The 15,203-nt window shown below is 67.0% G+C and carries 9 protein-coding genes; 3 read left to right on the top strand and 6 right to left on the bottom strand.

Going from position 1 to position 15,203, the window contains the following annotated elements; all coding sequences use genetic code 11:
• Nucleotides 1-39: 39 nt before the first annotated feature.
• Entirely contained in the window at nt 40-1,332 is a 1,293-nt protein-coding gene (locus F8O07_RS10140) for a phosphotransferase (RefSeq protein ID WP_192496760.1), read from the bottom strand.
• 22 nt (nt 1,333-1,354) lie between these two features.
• Here F8O07_RS10140 and F8O07_RS10135 point away from each other — a divergent pair, with 22 nt between their 5' ends.
• A complete protein-coding gene (locus tag F8O07_RS10135) occupies nt 1,355-3,028 on the top strand; it encodes an ATP-dependent helicase (protein WP_158032070.1) in 1,674 nt (557 codons plus the stop codon).
• Here the strand turns inward: F8O07_RS10135 and F8O07_RS10130 are convergent.
• Nucleotides 2,997-4,109, bottom strand: a complete 1,113-nt coding sequence (locus F8O07_RS10130; RefSeq protein WP_158032069.1) for a hypothetical protein — start codon at nt 4,107-4,109, stop codon at nt 2,997-2,999. The genes F8O07_RS10135 and F8O07_RS10130 overlap by 32 nt on opposite strands.
• A gap of 61 nt (nt 4,110-4,170) precedes the next feature.
• The gene (locus tag F8O07_RS10125) at nt 4,171-5,535 is read right to left on the bottom strand and encodes a zinc-dependent metalloprotease (RefSeq protein WP_158032068.1); all 1,365 of its coding nucleotides are present in this window, start codon (nt 5,533-5,535) and stop codon (nt 4,171-4,173) included.
• Between the two features lie 50 nt (nt 5,536-5,585).
• On the opposite strand from F8O07_RS10125, the gene F8O07_RS10120 reads away from it, so the two are divergent.
• Both F8O07_RS10120 and F8O07_RS10115 read left to right on the top strand, forming a co-directional pair.
• A complete protein-coding gene (locus F8O07_RS10120) occupies nt 5,586-6,398 on the top strand; it encodes a PDZ domain-containing protein (RefSeq protein ID WP_192496759.1) in 813 nt (270 codons plus the stop codon).
• A 175-nt stretch (nt 6,399-6,573) separates the two neighbouring features.
• Nucleotides 6,574-9,438, top strand: coding sequence for a UPF0182 family protein (locus F8O07_RS10115; protein WP_158032160.1), 2,865 nt, complete (start codon nt 6,574-6,576; stop codon nt 9,436-9,438).
• Nucleotides 9,439-9,523: 85 nt separating this feature from the next.
• Here F8O07_RS10115 and F8O07_RS10110 read toward each other — a convergent pair whose 3' ends face one another.
• The 3 genes from F8O07_RS10110 to F8O07_RS10100 all read right to left on the bottom strand — a co-directional run bounded on the left by F8O07_RS10110 (nt 9,524) and on the right by F8O07_RS10100 (nt 15,202).
• Complete coding sequence (locus F8O07_RS10110) at nt 9,524-11,899, bottom strand: hypothetical protein (protein ID WP_158032066.1); 2,376 nt, start codon at nt 11,897-11,899, stop codon at nt 9,524-9,526.
• A gap of 98 nt (nt 11,900-11,997) precedes the next feature.
• Nucleotides 11,998-12,345, bottom strand: a complete 348-nt coding sequence (locus tag F8O07_RS10105) for a TraR/DksA family transcriptional regulator (RefSeq protein ID WP_158032065.1) — start codon at nt 12,343-12,345, stop codon at nt 11,998-12,000.
• Between the two features lie 142 nt (nt 12,346-12,487).
• Nucleotides 12,488-15,202: an ABC transporter permease gene (locus F8O07_RS10100; RefSeq protein WP_158032064.1), complete on the bottom strand. Its 2,715-nt coding sequence runs from the start codon at nt 15,200-15,202 to the stop codon at nt 12,488-12,490.
• Nucleotide 15,203 lies beyond the last annotated feature (1 nt).

The following is a 15,203-nucleotide window of genomic DNA, read 5'->3' as shown; positions in this document are numbered from 1 at the left end:
TGCGGCGGCAGGCGCCGTGCCAGCTGCGGTTCGCGCCGGTCAGGCGCGTGTGGCAGGAGACTCCGGCGCGTCGTCTTCGACGATCGTGGCGTTCTCCTCGTTCGCCGCAGCACGGTGCGAGTCGTCGCCGTCCGTCTCGTCGGCATCGGCCTCAGCGCGGTCGCCTGCGTCCGGGGCTTCACCGTCGTCTTCGATGACTTCGGCGACGACGACCTCGTCGGTCTCCTCTTCGACGACGATCTCGATCGGCTCGGTCACCACAATCGGTTCCTTCGGCTGCTCCGCCGAATCAGAACGATCACCGGAGTGCTCCGCACTGTCCGCACCTCGCTCGGCCCGGAAGTCGTCAGGCGTGCCTGGTTCGGCATCCGCCGTCGGCCGCTCGGCTTCGAAGATCGGGTCGGTCAGCAGCAGGCGATAGTTGCCGTCGACCAGATCGGCCAGATCCTGCAGCATGTGCTTTGCGTCTTCGGTGATCTTGGCGTCTTCGCCGTCGACTCCGTGCAGCAGCCACTTGGCCACCTGCAGCTCGGCATAGAGCGTGGCGCGACGGCGCAGCGACTTGAGCGCACCCTCGCCGCGGGCCGACCCGTAGGCGTCGAAGACCGCATCGACCGCCTGAAGCACAGCCGAGTGCATCAGCCATGAGAAGTCGAGGGCCGGATCTGAGATGCGCAGCCCGCCCCAGTTCAGCACGCCTGAGACCTCGTCGGCCTCGATCAGCACAGCCTGGTCGTCGAGCTCGCCGTGCACCACGGTCGGCTCGAACTCCCACAGGCCGTCGTCGTCGATCGCCGCAAGCCAGCGGTCGAGCAGCGCGCGCGGCACCAGGCGCGTCTTCTCGGCGCGCACGATGATCGTTCGCGAGCGTTCGCGAACCACCTCTGGATGCTCATGCGGCAGCCCGTAGTCGTCGACGAAGCCGGTGGGCAGCGTGTGCAGCGCAGCCAGCGCGCGGCCGAGGGATGCGGTGGTCGGGGAGTCGCGGCTGAGGTCGGCGATGTCGATGAGCACGCCCGGAATATACGTGTAGATCAGCGCGGCCGTTCCGGAGAACTCGACGCGACCAGCCTCGCTGGGCACCTGGAAGGGCAGCCGGGTGCGGATGCCTGCGCTGAGGGCGCTGAGCGACTTCAGCTCCTCTTCGAGATGACGGTAGGCGGTCGGGGAGTTGGGCACTCGGATGATGAAGTGCCGGTTCTGGCCGTCGGCCACCACGGCAGAGTCGTAGTCGCCGGTGGTGCCGGCGGTGTGCATCGCGACCGACGTGACCTCGAGGCCGGGAAGTGCCGAAGCGGCGAGTGCAGCTAATGTGAGAGGGGACCGACTCATGTGACCAGAGTAGAGGACGAGGATGCCGTCACCAGCGACCGCCACGCACAACGACCTGCTCGGCGGGCTCGACGTGCAGCAGCGTACGGTCGCCGAGGCGCTCACGGGGCCGGTTCGCGTGCTCGCGGGCGCAGGAACTGGCAAGACGCGGGCCATCACGCATCGCATCGCCTGGGGCATTCAGCAGCAGATCTATCAGCCGAGTTCAGTGCTCGCGCTCACCTTCACCAGTCGTGCAGCGGCGGAGATGCGGCTGCGTCTGCAGCGACTCGGTCTGCCTCCGGTCGCCGCCCGCACCTTTCACGCCGCCGCCCTCGCGCAGCTGCGGCACTTCTGGCCTCGTGTGCTGGGCACCAGACTTCCGAACCTGCTGACCTCCAAGGCACCGGTGATCGCCGAGGCGGCGGCGGCCTGCGGAATCGAGAGCATCGACACCGCTCGACTGCGTGACCTCTCGTCGCAGATCGAGTGGCGCAAAGTTCGGTCGCTGACGGTCGAACGATATCTGCTGAGCGACCACGCCGGAGTGGACGGTCTCGCCGACGAACAGGTCGCGGCGATCATGATGCGGTACGAACGGCTGAAAGAGCAGCGCCGCAGCATCGACTTCGAAGACGTGCTTCTGGCGATGACCGGGATGCTGCGCCAGGAGCCGGTCGTCGCCGACGAAGTGCGCGATCAGTACCGCTTCTTCGTCGTCGACGAGTACCAGGACGTCTCGCCCGTGCAGCACGACCTGCTTCGCGAATGGATGGGGCGGCGCCGGGATTTGTGCGTGGTGGGAGATCCCAGCCAGACGATCTACTCGTTCTCCGGGGCCGATCCGCGCTATCTGCTCGACTTCGAGAACGAGTTCGCGGGCACGACGTCGATCGAGATGAGCCGCAACTATCGCTCGACTGCACCGATCGTGGCGCTTGCTAACCGCATCATGGCCGGCAGGCCCGGGGCCGTGCAGCTGCACTCGCCGACCGCCGGGCCGACACCGATGCTCAACAGCGCCTCAGACGAGTCGCAGGAGGCCACACTGGTCGCAGCCCGCATCCGCGCGCAGATCGCCTCAGGCGAGAGACCGGACGAGATCGCGGTGCTGATGCGCGTCAACGGGCAGACCGCCCGCTACGAGCAGGCGCTCGCTGACGCCGGAGTGCCCTACAGGCTGCGCAGCGCCACCCCGTTCTTCTCGCGTCGCGAGGTGGTCGACACCATGCTGCTGATCGGGGTCGCCGCGGCCTCGACGCCCGAAGCGCTCGCGTTGCCGGCCGTACTCAAAGCGATCGGCGAAGCCGGCTGGAAGGCAGAGCCGCCGTCGCAGGCCGGTGCCGTGCGCGAGCGGTGGGAGTCGCTCGACGCGATTCGTCGTCTCTGCGTCGACGCCGGCGAGCGAACGCAGCTGGCAGTCTTCAATCGTGAGCTGATCGAACGGCGTGAGCAGAAGCATCCGCCGCCCACCGAGACGGTCATGATCTCGACGATTCACGCCGCCAAGGGCTTGGAATGGGACCACGTGCATGTCGTGGGTCTCACCGACGACTACCTGCCGTTCGGCGGCGGCACCGACGCAGCGCAGATCGACGAAGAGCGGCGACTGCTGTACGTCGCGGTCACGAGAGCGCGCCGCACACTGCACCTGTCGTATCCCGAACGTGTGGCCGGTCGCGTGGTCAGGCCGTCGAGGTTTCTCTCGGAGCGCTGAGCGTCTCGTCGAAGGGCTGATCACGGCAGAGGCATCGCGGATGCGGTTCGTGCGGCAGCAGCCGTGTCTGCCCGTCGTGCACCACGACGCGTCGGTTCCAGACCTGAGAGAGCAGGTTCGGAGCGGCCGTCAGAGCATCGAGGACGCAGCGCACTGCCAGCGAAGTGGCCAGTGCGACATCAGTGGCCAGCGGGGTGAGGCGTGCGCGTCGCCACATCTGATCACAGAGGAGCGCCCAGTCATCGATCTGATCGCGAGCGTGCTGATGCACGCAGCCGAGACAGCCCGTCTGGCCCGGCACGACCAGAGGCCCGACGACGATGGCGCCCGTTGCGGTGGCCCACACGCTCAGATGCACGCGATCGTCGCGCAGCAGAGGCATCCACTGTGCGGGATGCGGCGGGCCGTAGCCGCAGATGACCGTCAGATCGTCGCGGGAGTCGCCGCCGTTCGTGATCGCACAGCCGTAGAGATCGGCGATCTGCGCGTCGTGCTCGTGCCACGCGCCTGGCGAGACCGGCTGACGCAGCGCCGACTCAGCGGGCAGCTCGCGGCATCGGTCGGCCGGGTGCGGCGAGCCGTCGAGCCCGTACGGCACCGCGGGGTCGGGCAGATGGCGCAGCGACGTGCAGCCGCTCGCTGCCAGGGTGCGCAGAACGGCCGCAGGCAGCGACCCATGCCCGGTCACGGCGACCTGCGCTCGCCGAACGCGTTCGGCTGCGCGATGGTGTTCGGAGAGCGTGTGCGAGGGGCGCACGCTCCACAGTCGGTGCAGGCTCAGCGACTGCGGGGTGCGCTGGCAGCGCTCGCCGAGCTGCGCGAGCAGACCTTCGACAGATGCCGGGGTCAGCCCGCCCCGCGCGCCCAGCCGGTGCAGCTCGTCGTCGGTCACGCCGCCCTGCAGCGCGATGAGAAGTGACTCGATGCCGGGAGTCGTGTCATCGAAGACGACAGGCTGCTGCAGACCGACCTGCAACCGCCCACCTGCGCGCCAGAGCAGCGGATGCTTCGGGTGCAGCTGAAGCGTCGACGAGTCGAGAGGCGGCGGTGAGGCTGATGAGGCGGGCGTTCGAGTGCTCATGCTGCGAGTATGCGAGAGAACCCTCGACGGCGCGAACGATTCTCCACAGGCTCGGCGACGACTAACCCTGCTTTGGGGCGTCTCCCTCGGAGTCGTCGTCCGGCTTCGGCGAATCGGGCAGGTCGCCTTCGAGCAGACGGGCGAGATCACGATCGAAGTCAGTCTGCTCGTCGCCGCGAGCACGGCTGATGAACGCCTCGGGGGCATCGAGCTCGTCGGTGGTCGGGAGGAGATCGGGGTGCTGCCAGATCGCGTCGCGGTCGGCGCTGCCCAGTGCGTCGGTCACCTTGGACCACAGGGCTGCGGCCTTGCGCAGCTGACGAGGGCGGAACTCGAGGCCGATGAGCGTGCCGAAGGCATGCTCAGCCGGGCCACCGATCGCTCGACGGCGGGTGACGGCCTCGGCAACAGCCGCACCTTTCGGCAGCCGACGCACGGCGGCGCCGGTCACTGTGTCGACCCAGCCTTCGATGAGTGCGAGCAGCAGCTCGATGCGCGCCAGCGCCGCGTTCTGATCGTCGGTGCGCGGAGGGATGAGCTCGCCGCGCTGCACGGCTCCGCGCAGCGAGTCGAGATCAGAGGGGTCGATCTCGCCGCCGAGAGACTCGATGCGGCTCACGTCGATCTGAATGCCACGGGCATACGAGGTGATGGCGCTGGTGAGCTCGCTGGTCAGCCAGGGAGCGTGTCGGAAGAGCGCGACATGCGCCAGCTCACGCGTGGCCAGGAAGATCGTGATCTCTTCGACCGGCACTTCGAGACCCTGTGAGAACTCGTGAATGTTCTGCGGCAGCAGCGCCGGCTCGTTGTCAGGCATCGCGGGGATGCCGATCTCGTTGGCCGAGACCGTCTCTGCTGCGAGCTGGCCGACGACCTGGCCGAGCTGGACGACGAAGACGGTCGTCGCCATGGCGCGCATGACCTGCACAGCCTGGCCCAATGAGGCCCGCATCTCTTCTGGAAGGTTGCTGCGCAGCGCCTCGAGCAGCGCCTCGGCGACGCTGCCCGCGACCGGTTCGCAGAGCTGCTGCCAGAACGGCAGGGTCTCACGTGCCCACTCGGTGCGGCTCATCACGCGGCCGGTCGAGACCGGCTCGAACGCAGTGGCCTCGCTCAGCCAGAGCCGAGCGATGTCGAAGGCGTTGGACGCACGGGTGCGGTCGTCATCGGTGAGCACGACCTCGGCGGCATGAGCGACCTGCTGCGCGCGCTCGCGGGCCTGCGACCAGTCGACCTGACCGGGAGGGGTCGCCGCGGCCTGCTGGATGGATGCGATGATCGAAGCGATCGCGTTCTGGTCGATGGGGAGTCCGGCTGCCTTTGCGAGCCCTTCGGAATCACCGCTGAGGAGCTGCTTCAGCAGACGCTGGAACTCGTCGTCGGAGCCGTCGTCCTGTGGTTCGGATGGATTCTCAGGGGAAACCATGGAGACCTCCTTGGTGTTCGTCACAACGGTACACTAGTGTGATTCACGCCATGCCCATCGCTCGTCACCGCCTGAGCCGACTCGCGACCATCGTCGCCGCCGGAGCGCTGATCATCTGCGCCTTCACGCCGAGTCCGTATGTGATTCGCGAAGAAGGACCTGCCTATGACGTGCTCGGCACGGTGACCGACGAAGGGCAGACCGAGACCAAAACGGTGCTCGACATCACCGGCGCACCGACGTATCCGACGACCGGCAGCCTGTACATGCTGACCGTTCGCGTGCTCGGCAGCCCTCGGGCTCAGCCTAACTGGGTGCAGACGGCCTCCGCCTGGGTCGATCCGACGCGAACGGTGCTGCCGCTCGACGCCGTGTACCCGCCAGGACAGACGGTCGACGACCAGGAACGCGAGACCACCGAGCAGATGACGACCTCCCAGCAGGCGGCCGTCGACGCAGCCCTGAACCACCTCGGGCTCGAGGATGCCGAGAGCAAGCCACAGGTGCAGATCAGTCTCGACAAAGTCGGGGGGCCTAGCGCCGGCATGATGTTCTCGCTCGGCATCATCGACAAGCTCACCCCCGGCTCGATGACCGGCGGTGAGACGATCGCAGGAACTGGCACCATCGATGCCGCCGGCCATGTCGGGCCGATCGGCGGCATTCGTCAGAAGGTGCTCACCGCTCGCGATCACGGAGCGCCCTGGTTTCTGGCCCCCGAAGCCAACTGCGCCGAACTGGCCGGCGGCATCCCCGATTCCGTGACGGTCGTCTCGGTCGCCTCGCTCGACGACGCGCTGCATGCTCTCGACACCATCTCGACGACGAAGAGCGTCGCCGGGCTGCCTCAGTGCGCACGCTGACCACCGTCAGCCTGCAGCGAAATACGCCGCTCGACTGACCGGGTGTCAGCGGGTGCTGGCTAGAATGACATGACGCATTGACCGAGCAGCACCGGCCACCCCCGCGAAGGAGCGCATTATCGTGTCTGACCCCCGTAGCCCTGTGACACACCCCAACAGAACTCGCCGGGTGGCTGTGATCAGCATCATCGCGCTGGCCGTGATCGTCGCTCTGCTCTTCGCCGCCTCTGCCGTTTGGACCGATGTGCTCTGGTACCGACAGGTGGGCTTTCTCAACGTGCTGACCACTCAGTGGTTCGCCGGCGGGCTGATGGGGCTGATCGGCTTCGTGCTTCTCGCCGGACCGCTCTGGGTGAGCGTCTGGTTCGCCTTTCGCTCACGGCCGACCTATGTGCGTGTGAACGCCACACTCGATCAGTATCAGCAGGTGCTCGAACCACTGCGCAAGGGCATCACGTGGGGCATCCCGATCCTCTTCGGCCTGTTCGGCGCACTCTACTTCGCGAGTCGGTGGACGACCGCCGCGCTCTGGATCAACGGCGGCACCACCGGTGAGACTGACCCCCAGTTTGGGCTGGACACCGGCTTCTACCTGTTCCAGCTGCCCTTCTACCAGCAGCTGGTCGGCTACCTGCTCTTCTCCGCGCTGCTCAGCGGCATCGTGTTCGTCGCGATCTCGTATCTCTACGGATCGATCCGCATCGAGAACCGTCGCCTGCGAGTGGCCAAGGGCACGCGCGTGCAGCTCGCCGTGACCATCGCCGTCTATGTGGCGCTGCACGCCGTGCGTCTGTGGCTCGAGCGCTATCAGCAGCTGACCGACCCGCAGGGGCTGTTCACCGGGGCGGGCTACTCGGGCGTCAACGCTCAGATTCCGGGCCGCACCATTCTGGTCGCCGTCGCAGTGCTGGTCGCCCTCGGCTTCGTGTTCGCCGCAGTCACCGGCCGCTGGCGCATCCCGGTCGTGGGCGCGGCCGTTCTGGTGGCGACCTCGCTGCTGATCGGCGTGGCCTATCCATGGGGTGTGCAGGCCTTCGTCGTGAAGCCGAGCGAGCGCAGTCTCGAGGCCGAGTACCTGCAGCGCAACATCAATGCCACGCGTGAGGCCTACGGCATCGACAAGGTGAACGTGCAGCCCTACAACGCGGTCACCGATGCCAAGGCCGGTGCGCTGCGCAGCGACGTCGACACCACGGCCTCGATCCGCCTGCTCGACCCCGATTTGGTGAGCGACACGTTCCGACAGCTGCAGCAGTACAAGCAGTACTACCAGTTCGGCTCGAAGCTCGACGTCGATCGCTACAAGATCGACGGCCAGAGCGTCGACACCGTGCTGTCGGTGCGCGAGCTCAGCCAGCAGCCCACCGACTCCTGGTACAACAACTCGATCGTGTACACCCATGGCTACGGTGTGGTCGCCGCCTATGGCAACCAGGTCACCTCAGACGGCAAGCCGATCTTCTTCGAGGGAGGCATTCCCACCAGCGGCGATCTCGGGTCGTTCGAGCCGCGCATCTACTTCGGCGAGAAGTCGCCGGCCTATTCGATCGTAGGTGCGCCTGAGGGCGAGTCGCCCCGTGAGCTCGACTACCCGTCGGGCAGCAGCGCGAATCCCGACGAAGGCGAGCAGAACGAGTCGAATCAGACGTACACCACGTTCTCTGGTGACGGAGGGCCGAAGCTCGACAACGCGCTGACCCGTCTGCTCTACTCCATGAAGTTCGGATCGATCGAGATTCTGACCTCGAACGCGGTCAGCAACTCCTCGCAGATTCTCTACGACCGCAGCCCGATCGATCGCGTGCAGAAAGTCGCGCCGTATCTGACTCTCGACCAGGATCCCTACCCGGCGGTCGTCGACGGTCGTGTGCAGTGGGTGGTCGACGGCTACACCACGAGCGATCAGTACCCCTACTCGCAGCAGCAGAGCTACCGTCAGGCCATCAACGACGGGGCATCATCTGCTGCTCGGCCAGCAACCGACACCATCAACTACATGCGCAACTCCATCAAGGCGACGGTCGATGCGTACGACGGATCGGTTACGCTCTACGCGTGGGATCAGGAAGATCCTGTGCTGCAGGCGTGGCAGAAGGTCTTTCCGAACACCGTCAAGTCGGCAGACGAGATGAGTTCGGCGCTGCTCTCACATGTGCGGTACCCGACCGACATGTTCAAGGCTCAGCGCAACGTGCTCGGCACCTACCATGTGACCGACGCCGGTTCGTTCTACTCGCGTGAAGACGCCTGGCAGGTTCCTGCTGATCCGCAGTCCGGCTCGGATACCTCGACGAAGCAGCCGCCGTACTACCTGTCGATGCGTCTTCCCGGGCAGACCGACACGGCGTTCTCGCTGTACAGCACCTTCATTCCGATTCAGCAGAGTTCGGGCGGCTCGCGAAACGTGTTGCGCGGCTATCTGGCCGCCAACGGCGATGGCGAAGGGGCCGACGGCAAGCGAAGCGAAGACTACGGCAAGCTGACACTGCTGAGACTGCCAGGAGAGACCAACGTGCCCGGTCCCGGCCAGGTTCAGAACCTCTTCGACTCGGACAACACCGTGTCGACACAGTTGAACCTGCTGCGTCAGGGCCAGACCACGGTGAGCAGCGGCAACCTGCTGACGCTGCCGGTCGGTGGCGGCCTGCTGTACGTGCAGCCGGTCTACGTGCGCTCGACGGGCGAGACCTCCTATCCGCTGTTGCGCAAGATCCTGGTCTCGTTCGGTGACAAGGTCGCCTTCGAAGACACGCTGGACAAAGCTCTCGACGACATCTTCGGCGGTGACTCGGGTGCGATTGTCGGGCAGAACGGCCCCGGGCAGGCTGGGCCGTCGACTGAGGAGCAGTCGGAGGCGCCGGCCGACGGCGGCACCAGCACCTCGTCGTCGAATCCTGCGGTCGCGCAGGCACTCAAAGACGCCAAGACGGCTTTGGACGCCCGTGAACAGGCTCGTGTCTCCGGTGACTGGGCAGCGTTCGGTACGGCCGACAAACAGCTGCAGGATGCCCTGCAGCGGGCGATCAGCGCGCAGCAGTGACGCGGCGTTCTCCGCAACGGTGAACAGCGGCAGCCGGAACCCTCAGTACAGGGTTCCGGCTGCCGCTTCTTCTGTTCGTGGATAGTCACGGACGTCGTCTGCGCAGTACGGCGCCCGTCCCGAGAACAATCATCGAGACTCCGGCGGCGACCCAGATCACCGGAGCTGGGACACCGGTGGCGGCGAGGGCAGTCTCCGTCGACGACACAGGTGCGATGTGCTCGGCAGGTGGGGCCGGTTCGCCGTCGACGGGCGGCACCGGTGGCGGCACCGCGACCACAGTCTCGCCGTCAGCGCCGCACTCGCCCTCGTGCAGCATGGTCGTCTGCGCCGGCCCGTGAGCGTCAGACGCCCCAGAGGTGTCAGTTCCGGCGTCAGACGTTCGCGTGACGGCGGTCGAGAGATGATGACGGAAGCCGTACGTGCCTGGATCTCTGATCGTTACCGGTTCAGAGACGTAGTCGCCCGGTTTCGTCACCGCAATGGGCTTCGGCTGCGTCCACATCGGTGCCAGACACACTGGCTGTGCGCCTCCGTCAGTAGAGTCGTCGAACCGGTACAGCGAGAACGACAGCTCGGTGCGCACATTCTCCGACCTGTTCGAGGTCGGGATGGTTCCGGCCACCGTCGCGGTGTCTGTTGTCTGCTCTCCGGTGACGAGATTCCTTGCGGTCTTCGTCGTCGCGGTCGGACGAGTGAGTGTGATCGTCTCGTGCGGCAGCAGATGTCTGCCCTGCCAGCGTTCCGTGCTCGGTGATCGGTCGATGTGCTCGACCCAGTACAGGTTCGGCCAGACGTCTTCGCCGACGAAGCGCGACCACGGCACGTCGACGGGTTCGGTTGACACTGTTTCGTTTCCGGTGATCGTCGTCGACACCGTCGCCAGTCGCTCGGCGTCGGCGGGAGCTTCTGAGAACCCCTCGGCATGCGCTGGTTCGTGCGACATCCACAGCTCCGACACCACAGTGAGCTCGGCAGCCGGATCGTTGCCGCTCACCGAGATCAGATCGGTCACCTGGCCGTCGACGATCTCTGACGCCTGCGTCACCACCCTCGGTCGCCAGGGAACGACCGTCTGTTCTCGCTCGGCATGGAAGTCTGCGATGAAGTCTGCAGCAAAGCGGTCGCGAAACTGGTGCGGCTGGTCGGCCACACGGAAGGAGACCACGGGGTAGAACCAGCCTGATCGATCAACGACCCGCTTCGACGAGACGATGAGATCGCCCGGGCCGGTCGCGGTCGCCTGCACCCGGTCGAAGTGCTCTGCTTCGGCAGGCGGCTTCGGCGAACGAGGCAGAGGCCGCGGCGAGTAGTACCAGTCAACGGCGAAGGTCGCGGGGAGCGATCCTGAACCGTCGAGAGCAGGCAGCCACGGCACCTCGCCGTCAGCGCGCACATGCAGTGTGTCGACGAGCGGGGCGCCCATCTGAGGCAGGTCGTCTTCGCTGGCGTCGTCGTGACGCCACGTCTGTGCCGTCGTATCTGCCGCAGGCTGGAACTGGCTGACCACCGCAACGGTCGCCTCGGCAGAGATCGCGACGTTCTCGGCCGAGGCGACGAGGCGCTGTGCACCGTCGACGGTCGGCCTCGCGATGAGCAGATGCGTGCTCGGCACCGCACGGGCGACCTTGACAGTGATGTCTCCGCGGCCTGTCGACCGAATGGTCTTCGTAGTGTCCTGAGCGAACCGCAGCTCAGCCGTGCCGGTCTCATCCCAGACGCCGGGGCCGGTGATCGTGGCGACCACGTCACCGGGCATAGCCTCTCCCGAGCGCCCCCGCGGTGTCTGCATGGCGGCCTCGACTCTCTGCCCGGCGTGCTGAGATGTCAGCTCGGGGTCGGCAAGCGTGTGCGGCCCACCGAATCTGCCGGCCTCCTGCCACATATGGTCGGCGTGCTCGGCGGTGTCTTGGGTGAGCTGTTCGCCGTTGCGCAGGCTGAACCCGACCCCGGTGTGCAGATGCAGCGCGCGATAGACCGCGCGTGCGGTGAACTCGTCATCGGTGTCACCCCACATGGCCAGCACGTAGGCCGCACGCTCCAGCACCTCGCCAGACAGATCGACACCGTTGCCACTGCTGAACGACGACTCTGGCGCCCAATCCGTGTAGGAGAAGTCGCCGTCGATGGGCGAGGGCATGCCGGGGTCGAACGCGCACCACGCGATGCGCCCGTCGTCGAGCCGGAACGAACCCATCCACACCGGCACGTTGCCGTACTCATAGCGGCCAGCATGCGTCGAGCCTCCGCCGAGAGCGTGGGCCGGCGTCGCCAGAGCCGGGAGCATCGGCGCGAGCATGAGCAGCATCATGAACGCCGCAACGACCACCGCCGACCAGGGGCGGCGTGCAGAGAGCACTGAAACTGATCGCAGACCGTCGTCTGGTGCGTTCGGCGGATGCTCGTCAGAGCTCGGTCCCGACCTGTCGGACTGCGTGGTGCGCGTGACGAATTCGTTCATGATGTGCCTTTCCGAGAACGGATGATTCGGCACGAGACTAAGAAGGCGGCAACCTGAAACAGGGTGTGGGAAAGACCGTTGTGAACGGATTCAACGAGTCAGGAGCGCTGTGCGCAGTCGATGCACAGCGTCGCAGCAGGGCGCACCGCCAGACGCCGCGGATCGATCGGGCGGCCGCAGCGGGCGCAGATCCCGTAGGTTCCGAGGCGGGCGCGACGCACTGCATCCTCAAGCGCCACACGCTCGGCCTGTGCCGCCTCAAGCACTGCCGCAGCCTTCGACCACTCGAACGAAACCGGCACGCCCTCGGGGTCGTGTTCGTCGTCAGACTCACCGCCGGCCTGCAGACGTCGCACCTCGGCGAGCTGCGCGGCTGCCCGACGTTCGCGCTCCTGCGCGGCCACCAGCCGGTCATGCAGGTCGGCGATCCGCGCATCTGGTGTCATATCTGCGATTCTGCCACGTGCTCGGAGCGCAGCAGCGACACAGGAACAGCCCCGCGAGCGCCGCGCACGCAGACGACGGCGGTGCCACGGGAGACTTTCCCGAGACACCGCCGTCGCGCGCCTGGCGGCCTTCTGCGCAGACCTACTCGCTGGCGAGCCCCTGGACCGGCGACAGCCTGGCCGCACGCCGGGCCGGGAGCACCGAGGCCAGCAGCCCGACCATCACGGCGATCACCACGAACAGCAGATACTGCACCCACGGCAGTTGCCACGAGATCTCGACACCAGTTCCGATCGTCTGCCCGAACAGAATGCCCACGCCGAGCAGCCCGTACGCCGTGCCGAGCACCAGGCCGATCGTCGTTGCCACGATCGACACCAGCACCGACTCCATGCCGAGCATCGCCCGCAGCTGACGCTTCGTGAGACCGAGCGCTCGCAGCAGGGCGTTCTCACGCACCCGTTCGATCACCGACAGCGACAGCGTGTTCGTCACCCCGATCACCGCGATGACCACCGCGATCGCGAGCAGACCGGTCACGATTGACAGCAGCACGTCGATGATCTGCTCATACATCAGCTTCTCAAGCTGGGCGGGCGACACATAGTCGTCGGGCATGATCGTGCCGATCTGCTCGGCCACATGCTGCACCGCTTGGGCGTCGAGACCCGGGGCGAGCTGCATGATGATGCTCGTCGTGGTGACGGGCACCCCGATCTCACTCGCCACCCGATCGAGCGTGGGCTCGTCGACCAGTGCGCCGAAGTACGGGTTCTTCATGCCGTGCTGCAGATGCAGAGACGCGGTTCGTCCGTCGGGCCCGGTCATGCTCATCTCTCCGCCGGGCACGCTTCCGTCAGGCAGCGCCTCGTCGACGACGGTCACGGTGTCGGGCGAGGTCGCCGGCAGAGGAGCCTTCGCCACCCGCTGCCAGGTCTGCGGATCGACCGCCTCGAGCTGGGTGAGCTGTGCCGAGGTCGGGGCGTTCTGCCCGACGAACGGCACCGAGTCGCCCACGACGATGCCCTGCACAGTGCCGACCGACTGCACATCGTCGATCGCGGCGAGCCGCTGCACGCGATCGTCGATCCACTGCTGGTCGGTGCTCGCCTCACGACTCTGCGGAGTCAGAAACACTTTGACGTCGACCGGTCGGGCCTCGTCCACGGCCGTGAGCAGGGTCGCCTTGGCCACCGACGCGCCGGTGAACACAGTGGTCACCAGCGTGACGCCGATGAGCAGCGCGGATGCCGTGGCCGCAGTGCGTCGCGGATTCCGAGACGCGTTGAGGGTCGCCATCTGCCCCGGCACACCGGTCAGCGCGAGCAGCGAGCCGATCACCCGCACCAGCGGCGGCACGATCACGATCGCGAGCAGGACCACCCCGACGATGCTCAGCGCTGAGCCGAGCACCCCGCCGCCGAGGCCGAGCAGCAGCTGCTGCTCGGCAGAGTCTTCGGACACCGGCCGGTGTGCGGTCGTCCAGCCGTACCACTGCAGCGCGGTGCCGGCGACGAAGAGCACGAGGCCGACGATCACCCGGGCGCGACCGGCGCGGGTCTTGGTCGGAGCGGCCAGTTCGGGTCGCAGCGCGGCGAGCGGCGCCACCCGCGTCGCCGAGCGCGCCGGCTGCCAGGCGGCGATCAGTGTGATCACCACGCCGGCGAGTACGCCGACCACGACCGATGAGACCGGCACTGACAGCTCGGTGAGCATGCTGTTGCCGCTCGAACGCGAGAGCGCCACGGCCCCCGACATCATCAGCGCCGCGACGACCACGCCGAGCACCGAGGCGACCACGCTCATCACCAGCGCCTCGAGCAGCACGCTGCCGCGCACCTGCCCGCGACTGGCGCCGAGGCAGCGCAGCATCGCGAGTTCGCGAGTGCGCTGCGCGACGATCACCGAGAAAGTGTTCGAGATGACGAGCACGCACACGATCAGCGCGATCACGGCGAAGGCGAGCAGCATTCCGGTCAGCACATCGGTCTGCCCGGTGAACTGCTTGAGCTGATCGGCGACGACCTGCTCCGTGGTGCGCACCCTGACGGTGTCGCCCGATGCCGCCGGGGTCGCCGACGAGATCGCCCCGGCCACCGCATCCCGCACCTGGTCGGGCGAGACGCCGGCCTTGGCCTGCACCCGGATGCTCGTCATCGGCAGCAGGTCGTCGGTGGCCGCCGGGGTCGAGCTGACATCAGAGGGCATGGTGCTCATGAGCGCGGCCAGCAGCGAACTCTCAGATAATGCCACTTGGGGTGCCATGCCGCTGCCCGGGGAGTTGCTCGTCTCGGTGAGTCCGACCAGCGTGACCTCGACTGGCGATCCACCCGTGCTCGCGAACCGCACCTGGTCGCCCACGTGCAGCCCGAGCTGGTCGGTGCCCTTCGCATCCATCGTCATCTGGCCGTCGCCGGTCACCCATGCGCCGGCGACCAGTGCGTGTGGGCGCAGCGGCGTCGGCAGCTGCACACTGGCAGACACGGGCTGGCTGCGCCCATCGTGCGCGAGAGCGAGCGAGGCGGTCTGATCGGCCCCGACCGCCTCGACCTGCGGCAGGTGCTGCACCGCGTGCAGCTGGCCGACGGTGAGCCGTGCGGCGGATGCTCCGCCTGCGCCCGCCTCGTCGCCACCGTCGTCGCCGTGGTCGGCGTCGTTCGCGCCGACAGGCTGCGGCTCGACGAGCACGTCGGCGTTGGTCAGATCCGAGCCCAGCGTGTTCCGCAGCGTCTGCTGAAAGGAGGCGTTGAGCATGAGCGTCGCCGCGACGAACGCGACGGCGAGCACCACCGCAATGGCGACGGCGACAAGGCGCGACCAGTGTGCGCGCAGAGTGGAGAGAGTCGTGCGCAGCATC

Origin of the sequence: Pseudoclavibacter sp. CFCC 13796 (assembly GCF_008831185.1) — a bacterium.
In the GTDB taxonomy this organism is placed as follows: Bacteria; Actinomycetota; Actinomycetes; order Actinomycetales; family Microbacteriaceae; genus Pseudoclavibacter_A.
The sequence above is the reverse complement of the archived record's forward strand: the minus strand, read 5'-3'. Positions and strand labels throughout refer to the sequence as shown.